13 protein-coding genes are annotated in these 15,238 nt (G+C 61.6%); 3 read left to right on the plus strand and 10 right to left on the minus strand.

The annotated features are described in order from the left end of the window. Together OEG79_RS13855 and OEG79_RS13860 are read left to right on the plus strand one after the other, a co-directional pair. Window positions 1-309 (plus strand): phosphodiesterase, encoded by a 309-nt coding sequence (locus tag OEG79_RS13855; protein WP_264145567.1) that lies wholly within the window; start codon window positions 1-3, stop codon window positions 307-309. Further along, a complete protein-coding gene (locus OEG79_RS13860) occupies window positions 306-1,025 on the plus strand; it encodes a glycerophosphodiester phosphodiesterase (protein ID WP_264145568.1) in 720 nt (239 codons plus the stop codon). Before OEG79_RS13855 ends, OEG79_RS13860 begins: the two co-directional genes overlap by 4 nt. 286 nt (window positions 1,026-1,311) lie before the next feature. On the opposite strand, the gene sthA is transcribed toward OEG79_RS13860, so the two are convergent. The 10 genes from sthA to OEG79_RS13910 all read right to left on the minus strand — a co-directional run bounded on the left by sthA (window position 1,312) and on the right by OEG79_RS13910 (window position 11,662). Further along, window positions 1,312-2,706, minus strand: a complete 1,395-nt coding sequence (sthA, locus tag OEG79_RS13865; protein WP_264145569.1) for a Si-specific NAD(P)(+) transhydrogenase — start codon at window positions 2,704-2,706, stop codon at window positions 1,312-1,314. 96 nt (window positions 2,707-2,802) lie between these two features. Next, window positions 2,803-3,033: a (Na+)-NQR maturation NqrM gene (gene nqrM, locus OEG79_RS13870; RefSeq protein WP_264145570.1), complete on the minus strand. Its 231-nt coding sequence runs from the start codon at window positions 3,031-3,033 to the stop codon at window positions 2,803-2,805. Continuing rightward, the gene (locus OEG79_RS13875; RefSeq protein ID WP_264145571.1) at window positions 3,030-3,953 is read right to left on the minus strand and encodes an FAD:protein FMN transferase; all 924 of its coding nucleotides are present in this window, start codon (window positions 3,951-3,953) and stop codon (window positions 3,030-3,032) included. The genes nqrM and OEG79_RS13875 overlap by 4 nt, the downstream gene beginning before the upstream one ends. A 105-nt stretch (window positions 3,954-4,058) precedes the next feature. Further along, window positions 4,059-5,282 carry an NADH:ubiquinone reductase (Na(+)-transporting) subunit F gene (gene nqrF, locus OEG79_RS13880; protein ID WP_264145572.1) on the minus strand — a complete coding sequence of 408 codons (1,224 nt, stop codon included), beginning with the start codon at window positions 5,280-5,282 and terminating at the stop codon, window positions 4,059-4,061. 13 nt (window positions 5,283-5,295) lie between these two features. Beyond that, entirely contained in the window at window positions 5,296-5,904 is a 609-nt protein-coding gene (gene nqrE, locus OEG79_RS13885; RefSeq protein ID WP_264145573.1) for an NADH:ubiquinone reductase (Na(+)-transporting) subunit E, read from the minus strand. Then, a complete protein-coding gene (locus OEG79_RS13890) occupies window positions 5,904-6,572 on the minus strand; it encodes an NADH:ubiquinone reductase (Na(+)-transporting) subunit D (protein WP_264145574.1) in 669 nt (222 codons plus the stop codon). Before OEG79_RS13890 ends, nqrE begins: the two co-directional genes overlap by 1 nt. A gap of 3 nt (window positions 6,573-6,575) precedes the next feature. Further along, window positions 6,576-7,364 (minus strand): Na(+)-translocating NADH-quinone reductase subunit C, encoded by a 789-nt coding sequence (locus tag OEG79_RS13895; RefSeq protein ID WP_264145575.1) that lies wholly within the window; start codon window positions 7,362-7,364, stop codon window positions 6,576-6,578. Continuing rightward, a complete protein-coding gene (locus OEG79_RS13900) occupies window positions 7,357-8,568 on the minus strand; it encodes an NADH:ubiquinone reductase (Na(+)-transporting) subunit B (protein ID WP_264145576.1) in 1,212 nt (403 codons plus the stop codon). The genes OEG79_RS13895 and OEG79_RS13900 overlap by 8 nt, the downstream gene beginning before the upstream one ends. Before the next feature lie 2 nt (window positions 8,569-8,570). Then, window positions 8,571-9,908, minus strand: a complete 1,338-nt coding sequence (locus OEG79_RS13905) for a Na(+)-translocating NADH-quinone reductase subunit A (RefSeq protein WP_264145577.1) — start codon at window positions 9,906-9,908, stop codon at window positions 8,571-8,573. Between the two features lie 287 nt (window positions 9,909-10,195). Then, window positions 10,196-11,662 carry a glyceraldehyde-3-phosphate dehydrogenase gene (locus OEG79_RS13910; protein ID WP_264145578.1) on the minus strand — a complete coding sequence of 489 codons (1,467 nt, stop codon included), beginning with the start codon at window positions 11,660-11,662 and terminating at the stop codon, window positions 10,196-10,198. A gap of 131 nt (window positions 11,663-11,793) precedes the next feature. On the opposite strand from OEG79_RS13910, the gene mfd reads away from it, so the two are divergent. Continuing rightward, a complete protein-coding gene (gene mfd / locus OEG79_RS13915; RefSeq protein ID WP_264145579.1) occupies window positions 11,794-15,231 on the plus strand; it encodes a transcription-repair coupling factor in 3,438 nt (1,145 codons plus the stop codon). The last annotated feature ends 7 nt before the right edge of the window (window positions 15,232-15,238 follow it).

Genomic DNA, 15,238 nt, shown 5'->3' on the forward strand with positions numbered 1-15,238 from the left:
ATGCATCGCCTCGCCCTGCTACTTGCACTACTCGCCCCTGCCCCCCTGTTCGCCGACACCCTGACTATCCCTCTGGGCAGTCAGGGTGCTGATATCGATACTCGCAACCTTCCCCAGAAGGGCCAGTCCAAACGCTCGGTGCTGGAGCGCTTCGGCCTGGCCGATGTGGAACACAAGCCTGTCGGCCAGCCGCCCATCACCCGCTGGGACTACCGCGAGTTCAGCGTCTATTTCGAGTACGATCACGTGGTCAACAGCGTGCGCCACCACCGCCCGCATCACCCCGACACCGCCAAGGAGCAACAGTGACTCTCATCTACGGCCATCGCGGCGCCAAGGGCGAAGCCCCGGAAAACACTCTTGCCAGCTTCCAGCGCTGCCTGGAGCATGGCGTCAATCGTTGCGAGCTGGACTTGCATCTGTCACGCGACGGCGAACTGATGGTGATTCACGACCCGACCCTGAAACGTACCACTAGCATGCGCGGCAAGGTGGTCGAGCACGACGCCGCCGAACTGAACAAGTACGACGCGCGCAAGGGCGGCCCGGGCTGGGTGCACCCCTGCCCCATTCCACGCCTGGAAGAGCTGTTCGAACAGTGTCAATTCGAGCACTGGCAACTGGAAGTGAAAAGCGCCTCGAAGGTGCGTGCTTCACGAACCGTACTGGCCATCGCCGAACTGGCCGAACGTTTCGGCCTGCGTGAGCAGATCACCATCACCTCCAGCTCGCGCGAAGTGCTCAAGGCCGCCCGCGAGCTGACTCCGCAGCTGCAACTGGGCCTGGTCGCCGAGTACGCCTGGCTCGATCCGCTGAAAGTGGCAGCCCACTATGGCTGCCATCTACTGGCGCTGAACTGGACTCTGTGCACCCCGGAACGCCTGCTCAAGGCGCAGAAGCAGGGGCTGCACGTGTCGGTATGGACAGTCAACGAAGCAGCGCTGATGCGCCGTCTGGCCGACTTCGGCGTCGACAGCATCATCACCGACTTCCCCGGCCTGGCGGTGCAGACGCTGCGCGCTTGAGACTCATCGCCCTCTCCCCCTGGCCCCTCTCCCGCAAGCGGGAGAGGGGAGCAAGCCAGAGCAGCTCGCGCCTCGTCCGGATGCAATTCGGGGGATGCAGAAAGAGCCTCCCCGGATTGCATCCGGGCTACGAACACAACGCCCAATAACGAAAAACCGGCCAATGGCCGGTTTTTTCGTTGCTGCCGCCTGAGACGCTAGAAACTCTCCCGATTCGGCCAGCGCCACTCGGAAGCCGCTATCCAGCCTGTCTCCCCGACCGGCTCAGGCCGCCGGCCGGAGCCGCTCAAAAAAGCCGGTTGAGGCCGTCGAACGCCGCCACCCGATAGGCCTCGGCCATGGTCGGGTAGTTGAAGGTGGTGTTGATGAAGTACTTGATGCTGTTGGCTTCGCCCTTCTGGCTCATGATCGCCTGACCGATGTGGACGATCTCCGAAGCCTGATAGCCGAAGCAGTGCACACCCAGCACTTCCAGGGTTTCACGATGGAACAGGATCTTCAGCATGCCCACCGGTTCAACCGAGATCTGCGCGCGGGCCATGCCCTTGAAGAAGGCCTTGCCGACTTCGTAAGGCACCTTGGCCTGGGTCAGCTCGCGCTCGTTCTTGCCGATCGAACTGATCTCCGGAATGGTGTAGATGCCGGTCGGCACGTCATCGACGAAACGCCAGCTGCCGTTGTCGACGATGCTGCCGGCAGCGGAACGGCCCTGGTCGGCCGCGGCACTGGCCAGGCTCGGCCAGCCGATCACGTCACCGGCAGCGTAGATGTTGCTGACCTCGGTGCGGTAGTACTCATCGACCTGAATCTGGCCACGGCTGTTGACCGCGATGCCGATGTTCTCCAGGCCCAGCTGATCGGTATTGCCGGTACGACCGTTACACCACAGCAGCGCATCGGCCTTGATCTTCTTGCCCGACTTCAGGTGCAGAATCACACCGTTTTCCACACCCTCGATGCGCTCGTACTCTTCGTTGTGACGAATCAGCACGTTGTTGTTGCGCAGGTGATAGGACAGCGCATCGGAAATTTCCGAATCGAGGAAACTGAGCAGTTGATCGCGGTTGTCGATCAGATCGACCAGCACGCCCAGACCACTGAAGATCGAGGCATATTCGCAGCCGATGACCCCGGCTCCGTAAATGATCAGACGACGCGGCGTGTGGCCCAGGCTGAGGATGGTGTCGCTATCGTAGATACGCGGATGGCGGAAATCGATATCGGCCGGGCGGTAGGGGCGCGAACCGGTGGCGATGACGATCTGCTTGGCCACCAGCTTTTCCACCACACCATTGAGGCATACCACTTCGACCGTCTGATCGTCCGCGAAGCTGGCGGTACCGAAATAGGTGTCGATGCGGTTGCGCGCGTAGTAGCCGGTGCGTGAGGTGACCTGCTTGGCGATCACCTTCTCCGCGCTTTTCAGCACGTCCGGGAAGGAGAACCAGCGCGGTTCGCCGATCTGGCGAAACATCGGGTTGGTATTGAACTGCATGATCTGCCGCACCGAGTGGCGCAGCGCCTTGGAGGGGATTGTTCCCAGGTGGGTGCAGTTGCCGCCGACCAGCGGACGGTTGTCCACCACGGCCACCTTGCGCCCGGCCTTGGCCGCGTTCATCGCCGCGCCCTCGCCCGCCGGGCCGGAGCCCAGCACCACCACATCGTAGTTGTAGACCGCCATGTTTACTCCTTCAGATCAGGCCGGAGCGCTTGTGGCGCACCCTCGGCAGGGCCGGCAGTGGATTACAGCTGCCGGCTGTCAAAGCTACCACCAGGCTTAGCGCTTGCTCGCGTCGTAGGCCAGGTCGGTGTTCGGCGCTTCGCTCTTGTCGCGATTGACCTCTTCGCACTTCTCACGGCTACCGCCACAGATCGAGCATTCCTTCTCGATGCCCAGGTTGGCGATGCCACCGCAGGAACCGGCGATGGGTTTGCGCCCCATGATCACGCCGACGGCCATCATGCCGACGACCAGGATCATGGACAGAAATACAACCAGAAAAATCATTGCTCATCTCCTGCAGCGAATAGCTGCTCGAATGCGGCCGTGCCCCGTGTGACGAAGCCCTCGCCTTCACGCGTCACGAAAAACGCCGCGATACCGTTGCGCTCGGCGAAGGCCATGCCGGCATCCGGCCCAAGCACCATCAATAGGGTAGACAAGCCATCGGCACGCAAGGTCGATGGATCGGCCACCGTGACAGCTGCCAGTTTGTGATTGACCGGTTTGCCGGTCAGCGGATCAAGCGTGTGCGAGTAGCGCTGGCCGTTCTCTTCGAAGTAGTTGCGGTAGTCGCCAGAGGTGGAAATACCGTAACCATCGAGTTGCAGGATACGCTGAGCCACGCGCTGATCGTCGCGCGGAGCCTCCAGGCCGATGCGCCAGTGGCTGCCATCGGGCTTGAGGCCGGCTGCCTTGAGCTCGCCGGTGGCTTCGACCAGATAACTGCTGACCCCCAGCTCGGCCAGGCGCTCCACGATCCGATCGACAGCGTAGCCGGCAGCGATGCTGTTGAAGTCGACTTCCACGTCGACATCCTTACACAACTGCTCGCCTTCGATCTTCAGGTGCTGCTGACCGACGCGCTGACGCACTTCGGCCAGACGCTCGGCATCCGGCACCGCCTCACCCTGCCCTTTGGGTCCGAAGCCCCAGAGGTCGAGCAACGGCTCCAGCGTCAGGTCGAAATGACCCTCGCTCTCCCGATGCAGGCGATCACCGGCACGCACCAGGTCCAACACGCCCCGGGGCATGGTCTGGCAGGTACCGGCCGGCGCACGGTTGAACTGCTCGATCAGCGAATCATCGCGATAGGTGGACATCTGCAGGTCGATCTCGGCGAGGATCGCCTCGGTCGCGGCCTTGAGTTCGGCTTGCGGCGCGACGCCTTCACTGCGGACGTACTTGATCGAATAGGTGCTGCCCATGGTCGGGCCACCGAACTCTTCGATCCGTTCAGAATGCAAGCAGCCCGTTAGGGCTGCCGCCAGGGCGACAGCGATAACGGGCTGGAGTACAGCAGACCTCATGCGTCAGCCGCCGAAGTCGTCGAGAAGGATGTTCTCCGGCTCGACCCCCAGGTCGGTCAGCATCTTGATCACTGCGGCGTTCATCATGGGTGGGCCGCACATGTAGAACTCGCAATCTTCCGGAGCCGGGTGGTCCTTCAGATAGTTCTCGTACAGCACGTTGTGGATGAAGCCGGTGAGGCCGGTCCAGTTGTCTTCCGGCTGCGGATCGGACAGCGCCAGGTGCCATTCGAAGTTCGGGTTTTCCGCGGCCAGCTGATCGTACTCTTCGTTGTAGAACGACTCGCGCATGGAGCGCGCACCGTACCAGAAGCTGATCTTGCGCTTGGACTTCAGGCGCTTGAGCTGGTCGAAGATATGCGAACGCATCGGCGCCATGCCGGCACCACCACCGATGAAGACCATCTCCGCATCGGTATCCTTGGCGAAGAATTCACCGAAAGGTCCGTACACGGTGATCTTGTCACCCGGCTTGAGGCTGAACACGTAGGAAGACATCTTGCCCGGCGGCAGATCGTCCTTGCCGGGGGGCGGCGAGGCGATACGGATGTTGAACTTCACCAGACCGCGCTCTTCCGGGTAGTTGGCCATGGAATAGGCACGGATCACGGTCTCATCGACCTTGGACACGTACTTCCACTGGTTGAACTTGTCCCAGTCGCCGCGATACTCCTCCTGAATGTCGAAGTCCTTGTAGTACACGGTATGCGGCGGGCATTCCAGCTGGACGTAACCGCCGGCGCGGAAGTCAACGTTCTCGCCTTCCGGCAGCTTGAGGGTCAGCTCCTTGATGAAGGTGGCCACGTTCGGGTTGGACTCGACCGTGCATTCCCACTTCTTCACACCAAAGACTTCTTCCGGCACCTTGATCTTCATGTCCTGCTTGACCGGGGTCTGGCAGGACAGACGCCAACCCTCACGGGCTTCGCGTCGATTGAAGTGGGCTTCTTCAGTAGCCAGCATTTCGCCGCCACCGCTCTGGACGATGCACTTGCACTGCGCGCAAGTGCCACCGCCACCGCAAGCGGAAGACAGGAAGATGTCGTTGGCCGCCAGGGTCTGCAGCAGCTTGCCGCCAGCGGGGACCGTGATGGTCTTCTCGCCGTTGATTTCAATGTTCACGTCACCGGAGGACACCAGCCGGGAGCGCGCCGCCAGGATGACAACGACCAGCGCCAGCACGATGCCGGTGAACATGGCGATGGGCAGAATCAGATCAAAACTCATCGTGTCCCATTCCTTACAGTTGCACGCCGGAGAAGGACATGAAGCCCAGCGACATCAGACCGACGGTGATGAAGGTGATGCCCAGGCCCCGCAGGCCTTCGGGGACATCGCTGTACTTGAGCTTTTCGCGGATGGCAGCCAGCAGCACGATAGCCAGCGCCCAGGAAAAACCCGAACCCACGCCGTAGACCAGACTTTCCGAGAAGTTGTAGTCACGCTCGACCATGAACAGGGTGCCGCCCATGATGGCGCAGTGCACAGTGATCAGCGGCAGGAAGATACCCAGCGCGTTGTAGAGCTTCGGCAGGTACTTGTCCAAGGTCATTTCCATGATCTGCACCACAGCGGCGATCAGGCCGATGTAGGACAGCAGGCCGAGGAACGACAGGTCGACATCCGGCAATCCGGCCCAAGCCAGCGCACCGTCCTTGAGCAGATAGGTGTACAACAGGTTGTTCAGCGGCAGGGTAACCGTCTGCACAACGATCACGGTCAGACCCAGCATCAGCGAGGTTTCGACCTTCTTGGAGATTGCCAGGAAGGTACACATGCCGAGGAAGAACGCCAGCGCCATGTTCTCGACGAACACGGCCCTGACGAACAGGCTGATGTAGTGCTCCATTAGTAGGCCTCCTTATTGGATACCTGTGGTGCCATGCGGTATTCGGGCTTCTCCACCTGCTCCTTCTTGTAGGAACGCAGGGCCCAGATGAACAGGCCGATCAGGAAGAACGCCGACGGAGGCAGCAACAGCAGGCCGTTGGGAACGTAGAAACCGCCATCGTTGACCACCGGAATGATGGTCTGGCCGAACAGCTTGCCGGCACCGAACAGCTCGCGAACGAAGCCCAGGGCGATCAGCATGGCGCTGTAGCCCAGGCCGTTACCGATACCGTCGAGGAACGACATCATCGGCGGATTCTGCATGGCGAACGCTTCGGCACGGCCCATCACGATGCAGTTGGTGATGATCAGGCCGACGAATACCGACAGCTGCTTGGACAGCGAGTAGGCAAAGGCCTTGAGCACCTGATCCACCACGATCACCAGCGAGGCGATGATTACCACCTGCACGATCATGCGGATCGCGCTGGGGATCTGGGTACGGATCATGGAGATGAACAGGTTGGAGAAGCCGGTCACCAGGGTCAGGGCGATGGACATCACCAGCGCGGTGTTCAGGTTCGAGGTCACCGCCAGAGCCGAGCAGATCCCGAGGATCTGCAGGCCGATGGGGTTGTTGTTCAGGATTGGTCCGAACAGGACGCCTTTTACGGTCAGTTTAGACATGGATCAAGCCTCCCCGTCACGCAGCTTGGCCAGGAACGGGCCGAAGCCGTTCTCGCCCAGCCAGAAATGCAGCAGGTTGTTTACACCGTTGCTGGTCAGGGTCGCGCCCGCCAGGGCATCGACCTGATGCACAGCCTTGTCGCTCTGCGGATCGACACCGCCCTTGACAATCTGAACAACCAGCTCGCCGTTGTCGTTGAACACCTGTTTGCCAGGCCACAGGCCAATCCACTTGGGATTGTCGATTTCGCCACCCAGACCCGGCGTCTCACCGTGTTGGTAGAAGCCGAAGCCCTGGACAGTCTTCAGGTCGCTCTTCAGCGCCAAGAAACCATGCATGGTCGACCACAGACCGTAGCCGCGTACCGGCAGCACCACGGTTTCCGGACGGCCACCGCTTTCCACCATGAACACGGTGGAGAAGCGCTCGCGACGCTTGATCGAGGCGATGTCGTCCCGGCCGCTGAGGGTGTCGGACAGCGCCGGATCCTGCGCGGCCGCAGCCGGATCGAAGGTATCGGCATCGTAGGCATCGGTGAAGGTGCCGTTCTGCAGATCCACGACTCGGGCGACGATGCGCTCCTCATAAACGGCGCGCACCTGGTCGCCGGACATGCCCGGCTCCAGCAGGCCCGCAATTCGCAGGATGCTGCGCTGCTTGTCGAGCATGCGGTTTTCCACCTGAGCCGGCTTCAGTGCCACCGCAGCACCGGCCACGAAGACCGAGCAGACCAGGCAGACAAGAACGGCGACCGTCAGGATACGGGCGGTAGATTCGGTTGGTTTAGACATTGCGTGCCTGCCTCCGCTTGATATTGGCCTGAACGACGAAATGGTCGATCAGCGGTGCGCACAGGTTGGCGAACAGGATCGCCAGCATCATCCCTTCGGGGAAGGCGGGGTTGACCACGCGAATCATCACCACCATCAGCCCGATGAGGATACCGAACACCCATTTGCCGGTATTGGTCATGGATGCCGACACCGGATCGGTGGCCATGAAGATCAGGCCGAAGGCGAAGCCGCCGGTGACCATATGCCAGTACCAGGGCATACCGAACATGGCGTTGGTTTCGGAACCGATGACGTTAAACAGCGTGCTCAACGCGATCATGCCAATCATCACGCCAGCGACGATGCGCCACGAAGCTATCTTGGTCAGCAGCAGCAGCGCGCCGCCGATCAGGATGGCCAGGGTACTGGTTTCGCCGATCGAACCGGGCATGAAGCCGAGGAAAGCATCCATCCAGGTCAGGCCACTGGCGACTACGCCATCGATGCCTTGAGCCGCGGCGACACTCAGCGCGGTAGCGCCGGCGTAGCCATCGACAGCAGTCCACACGGCGTCACCCGAGATCTGCGCCGGATAAGCGAAGAACAGGAATGCACGGCCGGTCAGTGCCGGGTTGAGGAAGTTCTTGCCGGTACCGCCGAATACTTCCTTGCCGATAACCACACCGAAACTGATGCCCAGCGCCACCTGCCAGAGCGGAATGCTCGGCGGCAGAATCAGGGCGAACAGCACGGAGGTGACGAAGAAACCTTCGTTGACCTCATGTTTGCGGACGGAGGCGAACAATACCTCCCAGAAACCGCCAACGATGAAGGCCGTCAGGTAGATCGGCAGGAAATAGGCCGCGCCCTGGATGAAGTTGTCCCACAGGCTGCTCGGATCGAAACCTGCCAGCGCACCGATCAGACCAAAGCGCCAGCCGTCCTGAGCCGCCAACAGTTCCGGATTCTGAACAAAGACCTGGTTGGCCTGATAACCAATGTTCCACATACCGAAGAACATCGCCGGGAAGGTGCACAGCCAGACGGTGATCATCATGCGCTTGAGGTCGATGCCATCACGCACGTGAGCGGTGGTCTTGGTCACGCTGCCAGGACGATAGAAGAAGGTGTCCACGGCTTCGTACAAGGCATACCACTTCTCGTACTTGCCGCCCTTCTCGAAGTTGTGCTCGATCTTGTCGAGGAATTCACGCACGCCCATGCTCAACCCTCCTTCTCAATGCTGGTTAGGTTGTCACGCAGGATCGGGCCGTATTCGTACTTGCCCGCGCATACGTAGCTGCACAGCGCCAGATCTTCTTCGTCCAGCTCCAGGCAACCCAGTTGCTGTGCCATGTTGGTGTCGCCGACGATGAGTGAACGCAGCAGTTGCGTGGCCAGGATGTCCAGCGGCATCACTTCTTCGTAGTTGCCGACCGGCACCATCGCGCGCGGGCTGCCATTGGTGGTGGTGGTGAAGTTGAACAGCTTGGTGCGAGCGAGCTTGGAGACAAAGATGTTCAGAACCGAGTGTTTGTTAACGCCGGCACGCAGGTAATGCAGCATTTCGCGCTCGTTGCCCTCGCTCAGGCAGGACACCTGATTGTGATAACGGCCGAGGAAGGCGAAAGCGCCCTGCGCGGTACGACCGCCGAACACCGAGCCGGAAATCACCCGATTGAAGCCGGGCTTGAGTTCGCCGGCGGTGAGTTCCTCCAGGTTGGCGCCCAGACGGGTACGCAGCAGACGCGGCTGCTCGACGACAGGCCCGCCCAACGCGACCACGCGCTCAACGGACAACTGGCCAGTGGTGAACAACTTGCCTACGGCAACTACGTCCTGATAGCCGATCTGCCATACGCTCTTGCTGGCGCTGACCGGATCGAGGAAGTGAATATGAGTGCCTGGCAGACCGGCCGGGTGCGGACCGGCGAAGGCTTCACTCTGCACCTTGGCCAGCTTCTCGCCAGGCAGGTTGGCGCCATCGGCCTTGCACAAAAACACCTTGGCCAGGTTGCCGAGCACCTTCAGACCATTTTCAAAAGCAGCAGCATTTTCACCGATGATCACCGTAGGATCGGCGGCAAGCGGGTGCGTATCGATGGCAGTCACGAAGATCGAATTGGGCACGGCATCGAGCGCCGGAACTTTGCTGAACGGACGCGTCCGCAGAGCGGTCCAAAGACCCGACTGCTGCAGGTTTTCGCGAACCTGCTCGCCACTCAGTGTTTCGAGCTGATCGACGGCGTACTGGGCGAAGGTTTCCTGCTCGTCGCCATCGACATCGATGACCACGGACTGCAGGACACGCTTCTCGCCGCGGTGAATGGCGCTGATCACGCCAGCAGCGGGGGCGGTGTAGCGCACACCGGGTGTCTTCTTGTCGGTAAACAGCACTTGACCGAGCTTGACCCGATCACCGACCTGCACCTCCATCGTCGGCTTCATCCCGTGATAGTCGAAGCCGATGACGGCGACACTACGTACGGGCCTGGCGGCCTCGATACGCTGTGTCGGCGCACCCGTTATGGGCAAGTCGAGCCCATGCTTTAGTTTGATCATAGGTTTGCCTAACCACTGATTTAGAAAGCTTTTTTATAGGACAGGCAGCGCAATCGAAAGTCTAATAGACCTAACCACGCCGATGCGATATGGGCGTGGATGAATGCGCCAAACCTGGGTAAAAAATCTGCTCGATTATAAAGACGCCCCCCGGCACTGACCACCCAAGCACTTGCTTTTTTTGGCTTTTCGGTAACAGGGCGCAACATTCTCGACGCTGATCCGCATCAATGTCTGCGCATAAAAAACGGGAGCCGAGGCTCCCGTTTTTTCACACTACCCGGCTATCAACGCGGAAAAGCCGGCGGGTTGACCCCGGCCATGTCTTCCATCACGCGCACAACCTGGCAGCTGTAGCCGAACTCGTTGTCGTACCAGACGTACAGCACGACACGGTTATCGTTGCAGATAGTGGCTTCGGCATCGACTACGCCAGCATGGCGCGAACCGACGAAGTCGGTGGACACCACCTCCTGCGAGCTGACGAAGTCGATCTGCTTCTGCAGGTCCGAGTGCATGGCCATCTGGCGCAGATACTCGTTGATCTCGTCGCGGCTGGTGGCCTTCTCGAGGTTCAGGTTGAGGATCGCCATCGACACGTTCGGCGTCGGTACGCGAATCGCGTTGCCGGTCAGCTTGCCTTTCAGAACCGGCAGCGCCTTGGCAGCAGCAGTGGCAGCGCCGGTCTCGGTGATGACCATGTTCAGCGCGGCGCTACGACCACGACGACTGCCCTTGTGGAAGTTGTCGATCAGGTTCTGGTCGTTGGTGTAGGAGTGAACGGTCTCGACATGACCGTTGACGATGCCGAACTTGTCATTGACCGCCTTGAGCACCGGCACGATGGCGTTGGTGGTGCAGGAAGCAGCGGAAATGATCTTGTCTTCAGCGGTGATTTCGCTGTGGTTGATGCCATGCACGATGTTCTTCAGCGCGCCCTTGCCGGGAGCGGTGAGCACCACACGATCGACGCCCGGGCACTTGAGATGCTGGCCGAGGCCTTCGGCATCACGCCATTTACCGGTATTGTCGACCAGCAACGCATCCTTGATGCCGTACTGGGTGTAGTCGATCGACGCAGGATCGTTGGAGTAGATGACCTGAATCAGATTGCCGTTGGCAGTGATGGTGTTGTTGGCCTCATCAATGGTGATGGTGCCATTGAACTTGCCATGCACCGAGTCACGACGCAGCAGGCTCGCACGCTTGACCAGATCGTTCTCCGCACCCTTGCGCACGACGATGGCACGCAGGCGCAGGCCGTCGCCACCACCGGTCTTCTCGATCAGGATGCGCGCCAGCAGGCGACCGATGCGGCCGAAGCCATAGAGCACCACGTCAGTGCCTTCACGCGCCGAGCCGTTCTGCTTGCCGACCACATCGGCCAGCTCGTCCTTGACGAACTGCTCGATGCTGCGGCCAGCGCCTTCGGCCTTGAACTTGGCAACCAGCTTGCCCAGATCCACGGAAGCGGCGCCCAGCTTGAGCTCGCTCATGGCCTTGAGCATGGGGAAGGTGTCGTGCACCGACAGCTCGGCATCGCCAACCAGACGGTGACGGGCAAAACGGTGAGCCTTGAGGATGTCAATGACCGAACGGTTGATCAGGCCACGGCCGTAGACCGAGGTCACCACATTGTTGTTGCGATAGAGCTGACCAATCAGCGGAATCATCGCTTCCGCGAGAGCTTCACGATCGATCCATTCACCGAGACACTGGTCGGGCTTCTGAGTCACGGGCAGTACCTTCCACATGTAGGGGCTGAAAAAAGGGGCTACATTATGACGGCGCTCGCGAGCGGGAGCAATGCGTGCCTGTCGTGACTGACATTGACCACCAAGCCCCGCTACAATTCCCGGCCCTTCGTAATGATCGTGAGCCGCCCGTGTCCGTACTGCGTCTTCCGTCTCTGCCGGCCAGCGCCGGCAAACAGCAATGGGGCAATCTGCCCGGCGCCGCCCTCTCCCTGGCGATCGCCGAAGCGGCCAGCAGTGCCGGGCGTTTCACCCTGGTATTGACCGAGGGCAGCCAGAGCGCCGAACGCCTGCAGGAAGAACTGGCCTTCTTCGCCCCGGACCTTCCGGTGCTGCATTTCCCCGACTGGGAAACCCTGCCCTACGACGTGTTCTCACCGCATCAGGACATCATTTCCCAGCGTATCGCCGCGCTATACCGGCTGCCGCAACTGAGCCGCGGCATTCTCGTAGTGCCGATTGCCACCGCCCTACACCGCCTGGCGCCGAAACGTTTCCTGCTGGGCAGCAGCCTGGTACTGGATGTCGGCCAGAAGCTGGACGTCGAGCAGATGCGCACACGCCTGGAGGCCGCCGGCTACCGCTGCGTCGATACGGTGTACGAACACGGCGAGTTCGCCGTACGTGGCGCACTGATCGATCTGTTCCCGATGGGCAGCGAAGTCCCCTACCGCATTGATCTGTTCGACGACGAAATCGAGACCCTGCGTACCTTCGACCCGGAAAACCAGCGCTCGGTGGACAAGGTCGAGTCGATCCGCCTGCTGCCGGCGCGTGAGTTTCCGCTGGAAAAAAAGACCGTTACCGACTTCCGCGGGCGCTTTCGCGAGCGCTTCGACGTGGATTTCCGCCGCTGCCCCATCTATCAGGACCTCTCCTCGGGCATTACGCCGGCCGGCATAGAGTACTACCTGCCGTTGTTCTTCGAGGAAACCGACACCCTGTTCGACTACCTGCCAGGCGACACCCAGGTGTTCTCCCTGCCCGGTATCGAGAAAGCCGCTGAACAGTTCTGGCAGGATGCACGCAACCGCTACGAGGATCGCCGCGTCGACCCCGAGCGGCCACTGCTGCCTCCGGCCGATATCTTCTTGCCGGTAGAGGACTGCTTCGCCCGCCTGAAGAACTGGCCGCGAGTGATGGTCAACCAGGACGACATCGAACCCGGCGTCGGCCAGACCCGCTTCGACGCCCGCGCCCTGCCCGACCTGGCGATCCAGGCCAAGGCTGGCGAGCCACTGGCGGCGCTGCGCCGCTTCATCGAGGAATATCAGGGCCGCGTGCTGTTCTGCGCCGAATCGGCCGGCCGCCGCGAAGTACTGCTGGAACTGCTCGCCCGCCTCAAGCTCAAGCCCAGGGAAGTCGAAGGCTGGCCGGGATTCGTCGCCAGCAGCGAGCGGCTGAACATCTGCATAGCACCGCTGGACGAAGGCCTGCTGCTCGACGACCTCGCGCTGATCCCGGAAAACCCGCTGTTCGGCCAACGCGTGATGCAGCGTCGTCGTCGCGAGAAAGGACGCGACGGCGGCGACAACGTGATCAAGAACCTCACCGAGCTGCGCGAAGGCTCGCCGGTGGTGCACATCGATCACGGCGTCGGCCGCTACCTGGGCCTGGTGACCATGGAATTCGACGGCCAGGCCGCCGAGTTCCTTGCCCTGCAGTACGCCGACGACGCCAAACTCTATGTACCGGTGGCCAGCCTGCACCTGATTGCCCGCTACAGCGGCAGCGACGATGCCCTGGCACCACTGCACCGGCTCGGCTCGGAAGTCTGGCAGAAGGCCAAGCGCAAGGCCGCCGAACAGGTGCGCGACGTCGCTGCCGAGCTGCTCGACATCTATGCCCGCCGCGCCGCCCGCGAAGGCTTCGCCTTCCGTGACCCGGCCGTCGACTACGCCACCTTCAGCGCCGGCTTCCCCTTCGAGGAAACCCCGGATCAGCAGGCAGCCATCGATGCCGTGCGCGCCGACATGCTCGCCGGCAAGCCGATGGATCGCCTGGTCTGCGGCGACGTCGGCTTCGGCAAGACCGAGGTGGCGATGCGCGCGGCCTTCATCGCCGTGCATAGCGGCAAGCAGGTGGCCGTGCTGGTACCCACCACCCTGCTCGCCCAACAGCACTACAACAGCTTCCGCGACCGCTTCGCCGACTGGCCGGTGAAGGTCGAGGTAATGAGCCGCTTCAAGAGCGCCAAGGAAGTCGAAGGTGCGGTGCAGCAGCTGGCCGAAGGCAAGGTGGATATCGTCATCGGTACTCACAAGCTGCTGCAGGAGGATGTGAAGTTCCACAACCTCGGCCTGGTGATCATCGACGAGGAACACCGTTTCGGCGTACGCCAGAAGGAGCAGCTCAAGGCCCTGCGCAGCGAGGTGGACATCCTCACCCTCACCGCGACACCGATCCCGCGCACCCTGAACATGGCCGTGGCCGGCATGCGCGACCTGTCGATCATCGCCACACCACCGGCGCGGCGCCTGTCGGTGCGCACCTTCGTCATGGAGGAGAACAAGCCGACCATCAAGGAGGCGCTGCTGCGCGAGCTGCTGCGCGGCGGCCAGGTGTACTACCTGCACAACGATGTGAAGACCATCGACAAATGCGCCGCCGACCTCGCCGAGCTGGTGCCGGAAGCCCGTATCGGCATCGGCCACGGGCAGATGCGCGAGCGCGAGCTGGAACAGGTGATGAGCGACTTCTACCACAAGCGCTTCAACGTGCTGGTGGCCTCGACCATCATCGAGACCGGCATCGACGTGCCCAGCGCCAACACCATCATCATCGAGCGCGCCGACAAGTTCGGCCTGGCCCAGCTGCACCAGTTGCGCGGCCGCGTCGGCCGCAGTCACCACCAGGCCTACGCCTACCTGCTAACGCCTCCGCGCAAGAGCATGACCGAGGACGCGCAGAAGCGCCTGGAGGCCATCGCCGGCGCGCAGGATCTCGGCGCCGGCTTCATCCTGGCGACGCACGATCTGGAGATCCGCGGCGCCGGCGAACTGCTCGGCGACGGCCAGAGCGGACAGATCCAGGCCGTCGGCTTCACCCTGTACATGGAAATGCTCGAGCGCGCGGTAAAGGCCATCCAGAAAGGCGAGCAACCCAACCTCGACCAGCCGCTGGGCGGCGGCCCGGAGATCAATCTGCGCGTACCGGCGCTGATTCCCGAGGACTACCTGCCCGACGTGCATGCCCGCCTGATCCTCTACAAGCGCATCGCCTCGGCTACCGACGAGGATGGCCTGAAGGAACTGCAGGTGGAGATGATCGACCGCTTCGGTCTGCTGCCGGAGCCGACCAAGCACCTGATGCGCCTGACCCTGCTCAAGTTGCAGGCAGATAAGCTCGGCATCACCAAGGTCGACGTCGGCCCGCAGGGCGGCCGTATCGAATTTGCCGCGGAAACCTGCGTCGACCCGCTGACGCTGATCAAACTGATCCAGGCCCAACCGAAACGCTACAAGTTCGAAGGCGCTACCGCCTTCAAGATCCAGGTTCCCATGGAGCGTGCGGAAGAACGTTTCAACACCCTGGAAGCCCTGTTCGAGCGCCTCGCGCCCACCACATGAAGGACTC

This window comes from Pseudomonas sp. Z8(2022) (genome assembly GCF_025837155.1).
Taxonomy (GTDB): domain Bacteria; phylum Pseudomonadota; class Gammaproteobacteria; order Pseudomonadales; family Pseudomonadaceae; genus Aquipseudomonas.

Bases quoted from the DNA above. Each gene is read 5' to 3' on its own strand.
- OEG79_RS13855 (WP_264145567.1), top strand. From the start codon at position 1: ATGCATCGCCTCGCCCTGCTACTTGCACTACTCGCCCCTGCCCCCCTG.
- sthA (WP_264145569.1), bottom strand. From the start codon at position 2,706: ATGGCGGTCTACAACTACGATGTGGTGGTGCTGGGCTCCGGCCCGGCG.
- nqrM (WP_264145570.1), bottom strand. From the start codon at position 3,033: ATGATTTTTCTGGTTGTATTTCTGTCCATGATCCTGGTCGTCGGCATG.
- OEG79_RS13875 (WP_264145571.1), bottom strand. From the start codon at position 3,953: ATGGGCAGCACCTATTCGATCAAGTACGTCCGCAGTGAAGGCGTCGCG.
- nqrF (WP_264145572.1), bottom strand. From the start codon at position 5,282: ATGAGTTTTGATCTGATTCTGCCCATCGCCATGTTCACCGGCATCGTG.
- nqrE (WP_264145573.1), bottom strand. From the start codon at position 5,904: ATGGAGCACTACATCAGCCTGTTCGTCAGGGCCGTGTTCGTCGAGAAC.
- OEG79_RS13890 (WP_264145574.1), bottom strand. From the start codon at position 6,572: ATGTCTAAACTGACCGTAAAAGGCGTCCTGTTCGGACCAATCCTGAAC.
- OEG79_RS13895 (WP_264145575.1), bottom strand. From the start codon at position 7,364: ATGTCTAAACCAACCGAATCTACCGCCCGTATCCTGACGGTCGCCGTT.
- OEG79_RS13900 (WP_264145576.1), bottom strand. From the start codon at position 8,568: ATGGGCGTGCGTGAATTCCTCGACAAGATCGAGCACAACTTCGAGAAG.
- OEG79_RS13905 (WP_264145577.1), bottom strand. From the start codon at position 9,908: ATGATCAAACTAAAGCATGGGCTCGACTTGCCCATAACGGGTGCGCCG.
- OEG79_RS13910 (WP_264145578.1), bottom strand. From the start codon at position 11,662: ATGTGGAAGGTACTGCCCGTGACTCAGAAGCCCGACCAGTGTCTCGGT.